General features: G+C 46.6%; 14 protein-coding genes, 1 tRNA gene and 3 pseudogenes. 10 read left to right on the top strand and 8 right to left on the bottom strand.

Features of this window, described 5'->3' with window-relative positions; translation table 11 throughout:
- Window positions 1-108: 108 nt before the first annotated feature.
- A complete protein-coding gene (locus TZ48_RS09575; protein ID WP_112478984.1) occupies window positions 109-510 on the bottom strand; it encodes a DUF2061 domain-containing protein in 402 nt (133 codons plus the stop codon).
- Between the two features lie 285 nt (window positions 511-795).
- On the opposite strand from TZ48_RS09575, the gene TZ48_RS09570 reads away from it, so the two are divergent.
- The 3 genes and pseudogenes from TZ48_RS09570 to rodA all read left to right on the top strand — a co-directional run bounded on the left by TZ48_RS09570 (window position 796) and on the right by rodA (window position 3,042).
- Window positions 796-1,167, top strand: coding sequence for a hypothetical protein (locus tag TZ48_RS09570; RefSeq protein WP_112478983.1), 372 nt, complete (start codon window positions 796-798; stop codon window positions 1,165-1,167).
- A gap of 52 nt (window positions 1,168-1,219) precedes the next feature.
- Complete coding sequence (locus tag TZ48_RS09565; RefSeq protein WP_112478982.1) at window positions 1,220-1,915, top strand: DedA family protein; 696 nt, start codon at window positions 1,220-1,222, stop codon at window positions 1,913-1,915.
- 42 nt (window positions 1,916-1,957) lie between these two features.
- Window positions 1,958-3,042: pseudogene (rodA, locus tag TZ48_RS09560) on the top strand (rod shape-determining protein RodA).
- Window positions 3,043-3,105: 63 nt separating this feature from the next.
- Here the strand turns inward: rodA and TZ48_RS09555 are convergent.
- Window positions 3,106-4,563 (bottom strand): annotated as a pseudogene (locus TZ48_RS09555) (DUF3360 family protein).
- Window positions 4,564-4,888: 325 nt separating this feature from the next.
- Between TZ48_RS09555 and TZ48_RS09550 the strand changes: the two are divergent.
- Complete coding sequence (locus TZ48_RS09550; protein WP_239670770.1) at window positions 4,889-7,480, top strand: DUF294 nucleotidyltransferase-like domain-containing protein; 2,592 nt, start codon at window positions 4,889-4,891, stop codon at window positions 7,478-7,480.
- Between the two features lie 208 nt (window positions 7,481-7,688).
- On the top strand, window positions 7,689-8,984 hold the full coding sequence (locus TZ48_RS09545; RefSeq protein ID WP_112478980.1) for a glycoside hydrolase family 18 protein: 1,296 nt from the start codon (window positions 7,689-7,691) through the stop codon (window positions 8,982-8,984).
- 81 nt (window positions 8,985-9,065) lie between these two features.
- Here the strand turns inward: TZ48_RS09545 and TZ48_RS09540 are convergent, their stop codons facing one another.
- Both TZ48_RS09540 and TZ48_RS09535 read right to left on the bottom strand, forming a co-directional pair.
- Window positions 9,066-9,467, bottom strand: coding sequence for a hypothetical protein (locus tag TZ48_RS09540; RefSeq protein WP_162674529.1), 402 nt, complete (start codon window positions 9,465-9,467; stop codon window positions 9,066-9,068).
- Window position 9,468: 1 nt separating this feature from the next.
- Entirely contained in the window at window positions 9,469-9,849 is a 381-nt protein-coding gene (locus TZ48_RS09535) for a hypothetical protein (protein WP_112478978.1), read from the bottom strand.
- A gap of 230 nt (window positions 9,850-10,079) precedes the next feature.
- Here TZ48_RS09535 and TZ48_RS09530 point away from each other — a divergent pair, with 230 nt between their 5' ends.
- Complete coding sequence (locus tag TZ48_RS09530; RefSeq protein ID WP_239670769.1) at window positions 10,080-11,054, top strand: transposase; 975 nt, start codon at window positions 10,080-10,082, stop codon at window positions 11,052-11,054.
- 544 nt (window positions 11,055-11,598) lie between these two features.
- On the opposite strand, the gene TZ48_RS09525 is transcribed toward TZ48_RS09530, so the two are convergent.
- Both TZ48_RS09525 and TZ48_RS09520 read right to left on the bottom strand, forming a co-directional pair.
- The gene (locus TZ48_RS09525; protein ID WP_112478977.1) at window positions 11,599-11,784 is read right to left on the bottom strand and encodes a hypothetical protein; all 186 of its coding nucleotides are present in this window, start codon (window positions 11,782-11,784) and stop codon (window positions 11,599-11,601) included.
- Window positions 11,781-12,161, bottom strand: coding sequence for a hypothetical protein (locus TZ48_RS09520; protein WP_112478976.1), 381 nt, complete (start codon window positions 12,159-12,161; stop codon window positions 11,781-11,783). The genes TZ48_RS09525 and TZ48_RS09520 overlap by 4 nt, the downstream gene beginning before the upstream one ends.
- A gap of 594 nt (window positions 12,162-12,755) precedes the next feature.
- Here TZ48_RS09520 and TZ48_RS09515 point away from each other — a divergent pair.
- Complete coding sequence (locus tag TZ48_RS09515) at window positions 12,756-13,277, top strand: C45 family peptidase (protein WP_112478975.1); 522 nt, start codon at window positions 12,756-12,758, stop codon at window positions 13,275-13,277.
- Window positions 13,278-13,279: 2 nt separating this feature from the next.
- Complete coding sequence (locus tag TZ48_RS09510; RefSeq protein ID WP_112478974.1) at window positions 13,280-13,936, top strand: C45 family peptidase; 657 nt, start codon at window positions 13,280-13,282, stop codon at window positions 13,934-13,936.
- 108 nt (window positions 13,937-14,044) lie between these two features.
- On the opposite strand, the gene TZ48_RS09505 is transcribed toward TZ48_RS09510, so the two are convergent.
- Window positions 14,045-14,121 (bottom strand) — tRNA-Arg (locus TZ48_RS09505).
- Window positions 14,122-14,174: 53 nt separating this feature from the next.
- Window positions 14,175-15,312 (bottom strand): annotated as a pseudogene (locus TZ48_RS09500) (flagellar assembly protein FlgT).
- A gap of 159 nt (window positions 15,313-15,471) precedes the next feature.
- Here TZ48_RS09500 and TZ48_RS09495 point away from each other — a divergent pair.
- Together TZ48_RS09495 and TZ48_RS09490 are read left to right on the top strand one after the other, a co-directional pair.
- A complete protein-coding gene (locus TZ48_RS09495) occupies window positions 15,472-16,107 on the top strand; it encodes a FlgO family outer membrane protein (protein ID WP_112478973.1) in 636 nt (211 codons plus the stop codon).
- A gap of 9 nt (window positions 16,108-16,116) precedes the next feature.
- Window positions 16,117-16,471 (top strand): LPP20 family lipoprotein (locus tag TZ48_RS09490; RefSeq protein ID WP_239670768.1); only part of this gene is annotated, 355 nt, incomplete at its 3' end.

The raw sequence follows: 16,471 nt of genomic DNA, 5'->3' as shown, positions 1-16,471 counted from the left end.
AAAATGCAAGACTTGACCCCTATTGGATTTGATCGTGATGCGTTGTCCAATATGTCAGCACTTTTGATAGGAGCGTGCTGACACATTGGATAGTGAGAATTTTGCGAGTTATGCCGCTACCGCTTTAGTGATGCTAAGTGGTGCCACGTTGTGTTTGTTGCGTTGCCACACTCGCTCATGGAAGAAGTAAGCGACCGAGTTAATCGCGGGTTCAATCGTTGCCATTAGACCACCAATAAAGGCATCGCCAGTCAGTAGATAAGTAACACTAAACGCGACACTAAAGTGAATGACAGCAAAGCTTGCCGTTTTCACTTGAGTCTTTGACTCACGGCGTTTTAGGTAAGGCAGTTTTTGCCAAAGCTTCTCATGAAGATAAAACGCGCCGGTGTTGATAGTAGGCTCTATCATGGCGACCAGACTACCAAGCAAGAAGTCTCCAGTCAGAGCAAACGCAACCAAGGTCGCGATAGAGAAGTGGATACCTGCAAAAGTGAGTGTCTTGATCATTACGTTACCCTCATGAACGTTAGTCTGTGTTGATGAGGTTATTATTGATAATAATTCTCAGTAACAGAAGTAAATTACTCCTATTTAGTTGATAGTTTATTCCTATCGATAGAGTCATCACCTATAAAAATGGCCGATTTCCTACTTTGATTTAGTGCCACGGTGATTAAAGTAGAAGAGAATGTCTAGTGATGGTTGAAGACAAGGGTGCGGGTATCACTTTCTGATTGCTTTTTTCTCCGCTTGGCAGTACATATAAGCAGATCCCACCTATAGGCTTTTAGCGTGAAGCGACCGATACCTTTTGCTCCGTTACTGATGACATTACTGATGATATTGCTACTTGGCGGTATCGTGGAATGCATTGGTGAACGCGTATCTTTGTATCCGTCGGCGACGTTTGTCCCTGAACGCAGTCCAGATATTGCTGGTGATAACCAATTGCTACGGGTATCGACATTAAGAGTGCCAACGCAAAAATCACAGCCTCATCATGAGCCGTTGTTGCCTTGGTTTGCTGTGTTGTCGTTATCACTAGGGGTGGTGTTGTGTATATTCAATTGCACGACGCCTCGAAGCTATCTCGCCTTTGCCAATCCTCGGCTCGGTGGCTGGCAAGAGTCCAATCTACAATTTCGTTTCATTCACTCGCGTTAGTCACGCTTTCAAAGATTTAACTTTCTCATTTCGTTAAGCTTTTGGAGTGTCTATGTTTGATGCGACTCAAGAGGTGTTGATTGCTATATGGCATCAAGACTTCGACGCACTGCTGTCGCCTGGCAGTGCCGTACTGATCTATGTTTTGGTCTCTTTGTTTATTTTTCTAGAAAGCAGCTTTTTGCCGGCTGCACCTTTGCCATGCGATAGCGTAGTGGTGTTGGTTGGTACCTTGTCGGCGGTGGGTGTGCTCAATCCATTTCTTGCATTTGCGCTACTTATCATTGCCGCTTCCGTGGGTAGTTGGCTTGCGTATTTACAAGGGCGCTGGTTAAACCGCCTGCCTGTCGTCCAAGGTTGGGTAAACAAAGTCCCCGAGAGCAACATGAAGATGGTGGATAACCTTTTGGGTCGCCATGGGCTTATTGCTCTGTTCATGGCTCGATTTGCCCCCGGTGTTCGCTGTCTGGTGCCTATGGTGATGGGTATTCGACTGCATGAAGTGCAGCGCTTCCACTACTTTGCTTGGTTCAGTGCCAGCTTGTGGATTGCCTTGCTGGCCGGTGTAGGATTCCTCTTACCATCTCTACCTGAACCTATTAGCCGTTTTGCCATCATGGTGTTGATGGCAGCGCCTGTTGCAACGCTCTGCGCGGCAATTTTCACCTTTGCTACTTGGCGTCTGCGCAGCTTATCGGTGACAAGAAACGTCGTCTCAACAAGCTTTAAGACAGACCTATTTCCTTAGTTAAAACTAGGAGGCGTTAGCAGCGCCTCCATTTAGAATCCCATGTTGAAAAATCTTAAGATTCCTCAGCTCGACCTAAGTATCTTGCTGGCTATTATCTCGATCATGATGCTTGGCTCGCTGACCATTTGGAGTGCCAGTGGCTACAGCGAAGCATGATGACCAACCACTTGATGCGTTGTGGCATTGCACTGACTTGCGTGCTGATCATGGCGTCGATCCCAGCGAAACAGTATCGACGTTTTTCACCGCATCTTTACTTACTCACTATTATCCTGTTAATCGGCGTGGTGCTGGCAGGAGACAGTAGCAATGGCTCTCAGCGCTGGCTCAGTATTGCTGGGGTTCGCTTTCAGCCTTCTGAGTTGGTAAAGCTGGCTATTCCAATGATGGTGGCTTGGTTTATTCAAAGGGAAGGTACAAGGCCAAGTGGCCTGCGACTGATTGCGGCTATTTTGATGACGGCCATTCCGGCAGGTCTTATTTTTATTCAACCAGACTTGGATGGGGCAATTTTTGGCGTGATTTACATGCTGTTTGTGCTCTATTTTGCTGGCATGAGCTGGAAGATCATCGGTGGCTTTGTCGCTTTAGTGGCCACCTCTGCGCCTTTGCTATGGTTCTTTGTGATAGAAACGTATCAAAAGAAACGCATTTTGCAGTTCTTGAATCCGCAAAGCGATCCGCTCGGTTCGGGGTATCAAATTATCCAGTCCCATATTGCTATTGGTTCTGGTGGGGTGACGGGGAAAGGCTGGACGAACGCCACTCAAAGCTCGTTGGGCTTTATTCCAGAAAGTCACACTGACTTCATTTTCTCTGCGTTTGCAGAAGAGTGGGGGTTTGTTGGCTGTGTTTTGCTTCTATCACTCTATCTGTTTATTACGCTGAGAGCCTTGTGGCTCGCTTGCCATTGTCATCATGCTTATAGCCGTTTGGTGTGTGGTGCACTAGCGCTCAGCTTCTTTTTGTACGCGTTTATCAATACCGGTATGGTCAGTGGTCTATTACCTGTCATGGGCAGCCCGCTGCCGTTTTTTAGCTATGGTGGTACCGCAATAATCACGCAAGGCGTGTGTTTTGGGATCATTATGTCTCTTTGCCGAGCGACATCGCGTTACGATTAAAATCAGGAGAGAAAAAGCGCCTTACTAAAAGAAGGCGCTTGAGTGAGAGTCGATAATGTAGGACTAGTTACCAATCAAAGCAGGGATACCCGGCAATTGACCAACGACTGCGAGTGAGCCAATACAGACTACAAACGCAAGACCTGGGATCAGGTACTTGTCCTTTTTAGACAAGGTTTTAGCGCGCTCGCTATCGCCAATGAAGCCCATATTATCGAGCAGCATTGTTGTTGCCCAGCCGAACACCGGGTTCACAAACGCACACGAGAAGATACAGATACCCGCACTAAGAGAATCTTTGTGTTTGTGAATCATCTGCATGCCGGCTTCAAGTAGAGGCAGGAACACACCAACAATCAAAGCGACGCGCAGTACTGGCTCCCACATGGCCAGATCCATTGGATAGCCCAGCACTGAGGCTAAAATACACAAAATGCCCGTAAGCAGTGCGCCGCCTGGAATAGGGCGTTTGGCAATGGCTGCTGGGATCATGTAGGTACCCCAAGAAGAGGCGAGGTTTGAGCCGCCAAGTAAGGATCCGACACCTTGACGAATCGATGCCACCATCATGGTGTCGTCAACGTTCATCAATACGCCTTTGGCTTCTTTTGGATAGTTCAATTCTTGGAACACACGGTGACCCAAATAGTCAGGAGACCACATTGCTACCGCCAACAATGCAAAAGGTACAACCGCAATGTAGTGCTCAAGTGTCGGCCAGCCTAGCTTCCAGCCGGTGTCTTCACCCCACCAGTAGAATGGACTTAAATGTGGCAAGCCGGGTTCCGTAGTAAAAGCAAACTCAGCGCCCATGGCGAACGCGACAATACCGGCAATCGCCGAACAAAGCGGGATGCTAGCCAGCGTTTGTTTACTTTAGCCAGGTAGCGTATACCAACACAGTGACGCCAATCACCGCAAAGGAGATATAACCATGGCCGCTAGCGCTTGCCCATGCTTCGGTTTTATTGATTTGACTGATGAGCCGACGGCTCCCAAATAAATCAGCAAGCCTCCCCGTACACCGACCCCGGTAAGGGTCATCAATTTGGATCCCCCTTTGGTGAGCGCGAGTATCATCCCGAATGCGCACACCATTATGCCGAGAGCGAGTGGGTGTCCACCTGCGGCAGCCACGAGGGGTATCAGCGGTATCATCGGCCCATGCGTTCCAGCAAGGTTCGCATTAGGGTTAAGAATCGCCGAGAACAAAATAACGAATAAAGCACCCGCAATAAGCAGCTCATAACGGACGTTCTCTGCGACAAACTCGGGTGAGAGGCCAAACTGCGCAGCAAACACAGCGACCATGGCAGTCACCATGACCACTTTCCCTATGGTTGCCGCAATCGCCGGTACCCAGTCTTCTATCTCGATGCTGTAATCACGAAAGGGTAAGTGAATACCCCACCGTCTGAAGCTCATGATCTTGAGATCATGGTTCAGAAATTCTTCCCTGCTTTCAAACTCTTGCGCTTTACGGCGCATATCCCTATAAAAGGTTTTACTACTTCCAGACATACGTCTCTTTCCCTTGTGAGAGGGAGAACAACCAGTCTGCAATCAAGTCTACTTGCGCACGATATACCAACCTTCGATTGATACGAGTCGCATCCCAGCCGCTACCGTGCTCCTTCCTTTAATGCCAGAAGGGAGACTTAATGATTTGGTGTTCTCCTTAGTGATAGCCAGTGCTAATTATCAGCACTGGCTGGATCCGTGTTTCACTATTGAATGAAAGGTAAATAAATTGAAAACGGCTTTTATTGATTTGGATTAGCATGTCACCAATGATCGCGAGGTAAAGTGAGTTTTTTGTTGTAGTTGCGAGGCCGAGCACAGGTTCTTGCTACTAATTTATGAAATCAAACACCTAGCGATAATGAAGATATCAGAGCACGCCAATCGAACGGAGCAATTATTCGGACTCCGCGCCGAAGACATTCATAAATGGATCGATGGTTTCTTCGAACACGATCGATTTGATCATGCTCTAAAGCAAGGGACAGTGACTCGCGATCCCTACGATCACCGTCGATTTCGGCACTGTAAAGAAGCGCTGAGCGAGGCGTATCAGGAGTTCAGCGGCCAGTATTCGCGCCAGCAGATACGCAATGTGTTTGAAACTCATATTCGTGATGATTACGACGGCTATATTCCTTCCCGTGCTGATTTTGAAAACGGCACGTTTCAAACCAAATACCACGATGCCCATGACGGCGATGAACTCAGTGCGGTATTGAGCGCCAATGAATTGATGGATTACTTTGATGGCCTACATGCACGTCATTCTGAAAATCGCGGACTGTTAAACCGCTTTACCTTGCGCATTGTTGCTCCCTCAATTTTGGCGTTGGTGTTATTTGTTGCCGCGATTATTTTCGCGATTGTGCCGTTTGTTGAGCAGTCGATGGTCGAGCAAAAGCGCAACATGTTGGCGCAGCTGACCTCCTCGGCGGTGAGTATTGTTGATAGCTACATTGAGCTTGAGCAAAAAGGCGAGCTCAGCTTCCAAGAAGCACAGATCCGCGCAAAGAACGAAATCGAAACCATGCGCTACGGGCCAAACAATCGCGATTACTTCTTCATTATCGACAGCAAGCCAACGATGGTGATGCATCCTTATCGCGCTGACTTAACTGGGCAAGATCTTAGTGACTATCGAGATAGCGACGGTGTTGCTGTGTTTGTCGAGTTCACTAAGCTAGTCGATAACCATCAACATGGCTTTTTAGAATACTTGTGGCAGTGGAATGACCAAGCGGATGTGACCACGCCGAAACTGACCTATGTGGAAGGCATTGATGAGTGGCAATGGATCATAGGGACAGGAGTTTACTTGGACGATGTCCAGCAAGGTATCGACAAACTCGAAGGGACGCTTTACACCATTTTTGCTGCGATTTTTGCCGGTCTTGTTGTGTGTATCGGCTTTGTTATGTCGCAGAGTAAAGTGATTGAAAATCGGAAAAAGCGCGCCGAAATCGCGTTACATGAAGCGAAAGACCGCTATCGTGCTTTGGTCGAGTCATCCAATGAAGGCTATATTTTGGAGGCCGATGGACAGATCATATACTCCAATGCTTGTCTTCATCGTATGGTGGGTTATAGCGAACACGACTTTGAGCAGCAAGATATTTGGTCTCGTTTGTTTACTCCATCACCTCAAAATACCAAAGTTCGGGCGCACCTTGAGGCGCTGTTCGATGGTGGCGTTGAGCCAGGGGAGTTTGAAGCGCAGCTCATGACCAAACATGGCAATACCCTAGATATCATTGTTAGCTCATCGCGGATTTTCTTGTCTGAAAAGCAGGGGCATGTGCTGTCGTTTAGGCCGATAACTCGCAAAATTTATGGCGGTAGTTTTGGCGTTATCGATGAGGTGCGTGACTATCAGCCTATGGCCGCCGATATCATTAGCAAGATAGAACAGAGCCACTCGCCAGGCCATGCTGTGGAAACGCTAAATCAATTGACGGTCGTCATTCGTCAGATGATTGAGTCTGGTTGCCGTCCAGAAATACTGCGCCGAACCATAGGTACTGCCTACGATGCGGCTATCTGCCGATTTATTCAGTTGGCGATGACTGAGCTTGGTGAGCCGCCAGTGCCATTTGCCTTTATTTCTTTTGGCAGTAACGCGCGCCACGATATGACGCTGTTTTCCGATCAAGATAACGCCATTGTGTTTGATGGTGCCAATTTAGAGCCTTCTAAGCTAAAGCAAGTTCGCCGTTACTTTTTGAGCTTGGCTGAACATGTCTGCTCCATGCTCAATCGAGCAGGGTATCGTTATTGCGAAGGGCTTATTATGGCCTCGAATCACCAGTGGTGTTTGAGTCTTGATGAGTGGAATCGCAACTTTGAACGCTGGATAGCCGATGCGACGGCCGAGTCGATACTTGAGCTGAATGTGTTTTTTGATATTCGCGCGACCTATGGTGAAAGTGCACTGGTGGATGCGATGCATGACAATATTCAACAGCAGCTCAAGCGCCAGCCATCGTTTTTTACCACGTATGCTCATAACTGTTTGCAGCACGAGATCCCACTGACCACAACGAAACAGATCAAAGCGGAGCATCACCAAGGGCAGTTAACCTTGAATTTGAAGCAATGCTTAAGACCAATGGAGATCTTCTGCCGTCTATACGCGTTAAAACATGATATTCGTGAGAGTAATACCGTCACACGTCTCAAACTCTTAGCAGCAAAGCAGGAGCTCGATGCCCCGACGCTCCGTGACATGCTGTATATCTTTGATCATATATGGCAGCTACGATTCATGAATCAAATCGACGAATACACCGATCTTTGCAAAGTGAATGATGATATCGACTTGGCTAAGCTATCGACGCTGGAGCGCCAACATTTAGAATCGGTACTTGAGCGAGTCAGCCTATTTCACGATAAAGTAGAGCGCGACTTTTTGCGGTGATAGGCCAGTGACATTTTGCGAGTGAGTTGGCGTAAAGTCGCATGGCTATTCATTGTCTCTTAGCTTTACTGATAGCTCACTCGAAAACTTTCCAACCTATTGACAATCATCGCTTTATTAAGCGATCTTGGCGCGGCGAATCCTCTTATTACTGACGATAATTATTGTTTAAAAACAATTGGTTTCAGTAAATGAAGAGAGGAAGAGCATGAAAAAAGCCCTATGTTTAGCCGCCGCGCTAGGCTTGTCATTGCCGAGTGCATTCGCCAATGACAAAGTTGTTGCTGGCTATTTTGCCGATTGGCAATACCAAGACCAACGAAACCCTTACACGGTTCAAGATATTCCCGCCGACCAGCTCACCCATGTTATTTATGCCTTTTTGAGCATGTGCGGCCCTCATACAGCAGCCTCTGCTGCGGTGCAGCAGCAAATCGCAACCGCGTGCGAAGGTAAAAAGCCGTTTAGCGCAGTGATTGTCGATCAACAATCAGCACTAGAAGTGGACTTTGGTGAGGTCGATGTGGATGTGAATTATCAAGGCCACTTTGCTCAATTCGCGCAGCTTAAACAGAGTCATCCAGAGCTGAAAATCCTACCGTCATTTGGTGGCTGGACTATGTCAGAACCGTTTCATGCCATGGTAAAAGATCCCGAGCACGTAAAATGGTTTGCCAAAACCGCCGTTGAGCTGATTGCTAAGTATGACTTTTTTGATGGTATTGACTTAGATTGGGAGTACCCCGGTGGTGGTGGCTTAACCACATCGCCTTGGAACCCAGAAACCAAACTCAGTGATGAAGACAAGCTCTCAGAAAAACAAGCGTTTACGCTGTTGGTTAAAGAGCTTCGCCAGAACATGGACGCGCTAGGCAGCAAAACAGGTAAAGATTATCAACTTGGAACAGCCGTTGGGGTAGGGTTTAAAGCGACGAGTATTGATTGGCCAGTCGTGTCCAAAGATATCGATCTGATGTTCGCAATGACGTATGACTATTTAGGCGGCTGGGGCACACAAACAGGGCACTTAACCAACCTGTTTGCAACTGATAACGGCTGGTGGGGAATGGGTACAGATGCTTTCATTAAGCAAATGCTCGACCTTGGTATGCCTGCGGATAAGATTGTCGTAGGTGCAGCGTTCTATGGTCGTGGCTGGGAAGGCACGAAGAACTTTGATGGCAAAACCTTACCGGCTGAGTTTACCTCAGAGAAAGGTGCCTCCTTTGGTACCGTCGAGCCCGCCTCATTTCAGTTCTGGGATCTCGTTCGTAACTACACCGCTAAAGAAGGGTATGTGGAAGGTTACGATGAAAACGCTCATGCTCCCTACCTTTGGAATGCGGAAAAGCAGGTTTTCATTAGCTACGACAACGAGCAATCCATTAAAGCCAAGGCTGACTGGGTGAAACAAAACAAACATGCAGGGTTATTTGTGTGGGAGTTGTCCGGAGATAACAATGGAGAGCTGACGAAAACGATGTCTGAGGCGCTCAGGAAGTAGTTTTCATTGAGAATGATGTAAGCCGACCGATAAGCGGCCGGCTTTATTGCCGAGAACAATGCATCGCTGGCGCGCGTCGCCTTAAGGTCTTAACTGAGCTATAAAACCTTGATAGTCGAGGTAAGCTTTACGCACTCTGTCAGGAATGGGCTTTTCATAGACTCGGGCGTCATCAATTTTTGCCATCGACCAGCCTTGAAATATTGGCTCTTCGTAACATGTTACAGTGCCTTGATGAGGACTGGTTAGCAGGGCATGGCGCAAGTTCTGCACATGATACCAAGGAGAACTTTTGCCTCTAAAATGTTTAAGAACAGAGTATTGGATAAGAAAGATTTCGCAGCACAATAGCTGTGCCATTAGGCAATCAATACTATTGCGCGCTTCCTCTGGGTAATAATGAACAACTTTATTGAGTTCGCGGTTACATTCTTGAATAACGTTGGCCAAATTTCCCCTATAAAAGCTGGTGGCAGTGCTCACTTTAAATACCATTCTTAAGAATGTATTCCCGACACGCTCGATACGTCTGAGCCCCTTCTTTACTTTGAGGAGGCACATTCCTCATCTTGTGCATTTGTCGCAATACTTGGTTTCTTTTTCGGCCATCGAAGTTGATTCGGGTCTCCGGCAAACCGCCAAATTTCACATGATCATAGTGGACATGCCAATAAGCGCCTTTACCTGCTTTATAGGCATTGTTTCCGCCTGCTAGCTGCAATACGTTGGCTTGTAATTGCGCGACCTTGCTAGAGCGGTTGTCCTGCAGAGGCGTGCTATGCGGCGTTGTCTTGCGACGCTGGACAAGTGCTGACCTTGCAGCGTATTGGCTCTGGGGTGAATCTGAGCTTTGATGGGAGTACATCCGCTGTTTCTCCTTAATGGCTATGCGTTTTGTGTTTGGGCATAGAGATATCCATAGGAAACAAGCGGATGAAAATCAAAATTAGAACTGATAACCCCATCCAACAAATGCAAAATGGAGGAGTTTGACGGGACACACACCAAAAGTATGAAAATAGTATGATTTTGCTTAATTTGGCGGCGTGTGAACGGTGTTTATAGCAATTGACTGCTAGAGTTCCTTCAGACTAAATGGAGGATGAAACGTTGACAACGGCTCGAAAACAACTTGTGTCTATAGATGCAACATCTTATTACCACTGCGTTTCTCGCTGTGTTCGTCGTAGTTTCCTCTGTGGTGAAGATGCCTCAACTAACACGAGTTATGAACATCGACGTAAATGGATTGAACAGAAGATTTATGCGCTTGCTCAAGTCTATTGCATCGATATTTGTGCCTATGCAATCATGAGTAATCATTATCACTTGGTTCTAAATATCAACAGGGAACACGCCCAAGCACTTACTCTTGATGATGTAGTCGAGCGTTGGGGAATGGATCATAAACTGCCTAGTTTAATTCAACGTTGGCAGACTAAGCAGCTCTCGTCTCACGCAGAGGAAGAGAAGTGTCTTGAGATAATAGAAGTGTGGAGAGAAAGACTGTGGAGCCTTAGTTGGTTCATGAAAGAGCTTAACTATGATATCGCCTGTAGGGCAAACCGAGAGGATAATTGTACTGGTCACTTTTGGGAAAGCCGATTCAAAAGCCAAGCTTTGCTTGACGAAAGAGCATTAGCCGCCGCAATGGCTTACGTTGATCTAAATCCTGTACGGGCTGGAACAGCCAAAAGGCCAGAAGATTCCGAATATACTTCCATACAGGCCAGAATGAACTCACTCAACAGCAATCAAGCAACAGCGCCTTGCCTACACCCATTTGTGGGTAATGCTAGCAATCGTATGTTGGATGGTATCCCGTTTCGGTTAGTTGACTACATAGAGTTAGTTGATTGGACTGCTCGTCAACTTAGGGATGGGAAAGCTGCCATGAGTGACACGATTCCACCAGTGTTGGAGCGTTTCAATATCAATCAATTAAATTGGCTAAAAGTATGTACGCAGTTGGAGAAGTCTCGGGCAACCGCACTCGGGGCGCCAATGTTGGCTGAACAAACGAAAACAGTGCTAAACAAGCAGAAGCTCTACATGTATCGTTTAGAGTAAGCTCAAAGTTTAGAATTAACTGACAAGTCAATTCAAAGCACCACTCAGTGCTTGTTTTGTGAGTGCCTGATAAACGTCTTTACTTTCATCAAACTACTTCCTACACGTACTCATATACACAAATCTCCCATTTTTTGTCTGAACGAGAGGGCTGTCTGCTAACGCTTCAGTTTTGAGTGTGTGTGATTCTCTGAAGTGTGTCCTTTCAATGTTAGATGTATGTCCTTTCAAGCGCTTCGTGTTTGAAAGTAAGGGCAGTTAGCGAACGCTGTGATTTTGGGAGTGTTTGTTTTGGTGAGGTGTGTGTCCTTTCAAAATCTAATGCGTTAAAGTGCAAATGCAATGTTGGTTAGCCGCTGCCGCTCCGAAAAAAGAACCCCGCTTGAAAAGCGGGGTTCGTCAGCAATCTGAAGCGACCTATTTAGGTCGCTTTGTTTTTTGACAGCAAGTTACTGCAACTTGTGCAGTGATCCTTTTTGTTTTGCTGGAGCGATATTTACTGTAATCGAGCCATGCTCTGAATTTCTAGATCATAGACGCAGAACTAGAAGTTGTAGCGAAGACCTACAAATGGACCAGATGAGCGTACATCAACGCCTTTAATGTCAGAGCTAATATCTTTGAAACCAAACGCCAAATCTAGATTCTCGATTTGATATCCAGCCTCTACGCCAACTTGATAGCCGATAGCATCATTTTTAACTGAAAAATCGAAGTGATGGTTTTTCACATCAAGATTAACATTACCGATACCGAACATGCCCCGATATAGAAATCGCTGTTAGCAATATAGTACTTAGGCTTGGCACTAACGAAGAAAGCATCTGCTTTGCTAGTAGATATATCTTTATACTTGTATTCACCTACAGATGAGTATTGCGCTTCAAGAGCAATTCCAAAGCTTTCTGAAACAGCAAACTCATAGCCACCGACAACTTCAAAATTTAGACGGTTAGTTGCATCAATTTTGATACCTAGCGGAGAGATGTAGTTTTCGCTTGCAAATGGGATGTTACCACCGACGAAGAACCCCTCTTTTGCGAATGCAGTTGTAGATACTGTTGCGGCTACCAATGAAAGAAGCACGGTATTTGTAGTTTTAAACATGATTGTTCTCATAGTATTTGTAGGACTTAAGTCACATTATTTTGTGGCGGGGGATGCTACCAGCGAGGGTGTTATACAGCAAAGCTGAGAATAGTTAACCTGACTACTCTTTCAATGAGTAGGCTGTTTAAGTGGTTTGAATTCGAATATGAACTTGAGTGGCAGTGTTTATTCATAACACAATGAAATTAAACCGATTGTTCAGGTTTCTATAGAAAGTATATAGATTGCATAAATTGATGATTTAGCGCACAGCTATCAAGCTCTGTTTCATTGAGGTGTGTGTCCTTTCAATGATTTCAATGTTCGGTCTGACAACGCTTCAGTTTTGAGTGCTTGTGATTTTCTGAGGTGGATTTTCTGAGGTGTGTGTCCTTTTAATGCTTGCTGTAATCTCGATAGTGTTTATGGTGAAGGAATTCTGCGGAAAAGCAATCGCATAAAGTGAAGTGTTCTCAGTGGATTCAATGTATACAAAGTAAACAGGCTATTTGATTGATGGATCATCCCCTTCACTGTGCAGTCGTTGCCGATGATTAGCGTCTATACAATCCACCTCGACTCCACAACTTAGTGATATCGAGGTAACTAGAAATGACAACTTCAACTCTTACTCTTCTTAATCAATTCGAAGACGGCAAAATTTTTGAAACTCAGGAAGAGATGCTTTACGTACTGCAGCTCAGTGGTAGCTGGTATGAAATGGGTCGCCAATACGGTGTGCTTGCCAAAGACCATATGGAAGCCATGTATCAAAAGATCGTTCAGCCAGAAATCAACAACGGGCTGGTTACACAGGCAGACGCATTCGAGCTATTTGGTACACGTGTATTTAACGCTTTGTCACTGCGTCGTAAGCAGTACTTCCAAGGCGTTGCAGACGGTGCTGGCTGGTCTGTTGAAAAGGTCGTCGTACTAGACCAAAGCGGCCCTATGGCTATCTATTTAGGCAAGCTTCACTCGTTCTCTGGTTGTACGTCGATTGCAACTTGGGGTGACAATACCCAAGACGGTCATACCTTGGTCGGTCGCAACATGGATTGGTCTGAGATTTTTCTCGACTTCCTATCTACACTACAGTCTACAACCCAACAGATGGTTCAAACGGCATCGTGAATGTGAGCTGGCCAGGCTGGCAATGGTTGGTCACCGGCTTCAACGACAAAGGTGTGTATACAGACTTACATGATGGTACCTCAATGGGCGGCAACATTGTCTCTATCGAAAAACCGTCTTTCTTGAACTCTGTTTTCGATTACATGGCGGAGTCTGACTCTATCGAAGCCTTGAGCGCTCGCTTCCAAGCATCGCGCACCGATGTTGCTGCGATATGGATGTTGGCCGACGAGCAAGGTAAAGCATGTTCGTATGAAAACACTATTCAAGAGAATCGCACACGTACGACAGAAAAAGACGCGAACTCATTCGTTACTGTTAACACCTTCCTAAACCCAGACTGGGGTCTTGGAATGCGTGAAACACAGAGCTTTTCGTTAAAACGATTTGATAACCTCACAGCGCGTCATCAAGAAAAAGCCGGTCAGCTAGACTCGCAGCAACTGCGCGATATCTTCGACCTACCGCTTTATAACGAAGATGGCAGCTTTAAAGAGAACGGTGGTGTGACCAAACCAACGAACCAAGACGTGGATCTGACTAACTACCAAACGGTCGCGGATCTCAATGAGCTTCAACTATGGGTGAAATTGCCAGCACTTGGTGAGGAAACCGATTGGGCACACATTGACGTGAAATCTTTGTTTATTGGTAAATAAACAGCATTTTTCGAGTGGACACAAAAACCAAAGTTTAAAGTGGTGGACACTTAGTAGACATGAATAACAAAGGGTTAGTTGTAATTACAACTAACCCTTTGTTTTATATGGCGCTCCCGACAGGATTCGAACCTGTGACCTGCCCCTTAGGAGGGGGCCGCGCTATCCAGCTGTGCCACGGGAGCTTAGGGCTTATATTACTCAATTATATGAATAAGTTAAGCCCGTATTCGTACTATTAGTTCTGTTTGTGCATTACATCGCCAATCTGAATACTGTTGGCTAACGTTGGTTGATCAACCGTCGCTTCAGCGTCACGCTCGTAGACACGAGAGACGGTTAAGGTAATGTCGCTGCGGCTGACTTTGTTACGTGGTAGGCCGTTTTGGTCAATGAAGGAACCAGTGTGCCATAGACGAAGTTTGTCGCCAGCTTGTACGCCATGTACGCGACCAAGATCGATGGTCACTTTTGTTGCCGTAGGTGGCAACCACTTCAGGGAGCGTCATCTTGCAGGAAATCTCTGCTTCTAAGTCGAGCATAATGTTACGGCTGACTCGCTGCATCATCTCCCCATAAGTTGATGTCCAGAAGCGAGCGCTCTTGGTATCGACTTTACTGGTTTTTGCAAATGGCCATTGAGCAATTTCACGGTAAGTGTGTTGGAAGATCTCGTGGCCAGTTTTGCCATCAAAGATGGCCATGTCCATCGCAAACTGCCGATTGATGCGATCTTCTGTTAACAGACCGCCGGCATCAATCGTCGCGGTGAGATCTTTTATCGCGCCGGTGACAATGTACTGCGCGCCAAGGTCATCGGCGATCATCTTGATCCGTTCGGGTTGGCGTTTGTTGATTTCGTAGCGTGTAGTCCCGACAGAGACAAAGCTGTATGAGCGCGCGGCAAGTTGCTTATCGATAACAGCACTATAATCCTCGCCGAGTTTATAGATCTGTCCCATTACCGCCTGCTGCGGATCAACAATATCGAACATGGCAACGCCAATGGTCTTTTTATATTGCTCTTTATGGCAAGCCTTTGCCGTTGGGTAGATGTCGATACGCGCTTTTACCACCATTTGGTTGCCGCTTACGTATTTGTCGTCGATGACAATGTGGCGAACCTCGGAGTCGATGAACTGGTACTGCTCCTTATCGTCTTCTAGCATTGGCGCCAGTGTCGATAGGCTACCGATGTCGGCGCCAGAGAAGTCGACCGCTTTGTATACGGCATCTTCAAGCGCGTAGATCCTTGCCGCCTTCTCAGAGGAGACAATGGTCGACGTACCCGTGACTTCATACCACTCGGCATAGGCATTACCAGCACTGAGTGTCAGTAATGCTGTTGAAATTAAAGAAGAAACGATTTTTTTCATACAACCTTTCCAAATGCGGAACAATATTTGCTTACTATTTTCTAGCGAATATTGGAGCGGGCTTTCTTATTTAGGACAGAATGAGAAAAGCAAAGATTGTTCCAACCTGAACCAAGGTTGCCACAATCGACCCAATTAATAACTTTTGGAGAGTGTGAAATGAAAAAGTGGCTACTGATGGCGTCGGTGTTAACGCTGACCGCTTGTGCCTACTCACCAATCTATAACGGTAAAGAGTCGTACTCAGGCAGCAAGTTTATGCTGATGGAGAGTCCTCGTCATACCATGGATTACTTTGTAGAGAGCTTAACGGAAGAGTTGGTGGCGTCAAACACCAGCGTGTCATCACGCACGCCGGTTGCGGTGGCTTCTTTTGTCGACTTGCAGAATATGGATGCAACTAACTGGCTGGGTAACTCAGTGTCAGAAGGGTTTATTCATCAGTTGCAGCGTCGCGGTTTTAAGGTGGTGGACTTTAAAACTACAGGCTCCATTCAGGTGACGAACCAGGGTGATTTTGCCCTTAGTCGTGACTGGAAAGATCTTGCCCAAGAGCAGCAAATTCAATTTGTCCTGACGGGTACCATGCTACGCCAAGAGGGTGGCGTGTTGGTGAACGCTCGTGTGATTGGTATGCAATCAAGAATTGTCGTCGCGTCAGCACAAGGTTTCTTACCCGCGGATCGTATTGGCCGAGACCTAGATACGCTTAATCAAATGCGTACTGAAGATGGTGTGCTGATTCGATCGGACCCAACCATGACAACACCAACGACAGTGATTTTACGCCCATAGGAAATGAAGATGAGAGTAATTTTTGCCGCCTTAATCGCGATGGTCATGATTGGTTGTACTCCAATTGGCGCGATGGATCAGAACACGTTGACCGCCGTGGGCTATGCCAGCATCAGTGAACAGACTGGTCGTAATGATGAAGAGAAGCAAGTTCGCGCAATGCGCGCTTCAAAGATTGATGCGTATCGTGAACTGGCAGAGCAAGTCTACGGCCTGCGCGTCTCAGCAAGAGCGGATCTTCAAGACCAGCGCCTAGGTGTTGAATCGACGACGGGTGCAGTGGATGGCGTTATCCGCGGCGCAGAAGTTGTCCGCAGCTACAAAGTAGGCGACAGCTACGTCACTGAGCTAATACTGGATATTG

The sequence above is a fragment of the Vibrio variabilis genome (assembly GCF_003263785.1).
Taxonomy (GTDB): domain Bacteria; phylum Pseudomonadota; class Gammaproteobacteria; order Enterobacterales; family Vibrionaceae; genus Vibrio; species Vibrio variabilis.
The sequence above is the reverse complement of the archived record's forward strand: the minus strand, read 5'-3'. Positions and strand labels throughout refer to the sequence as shown.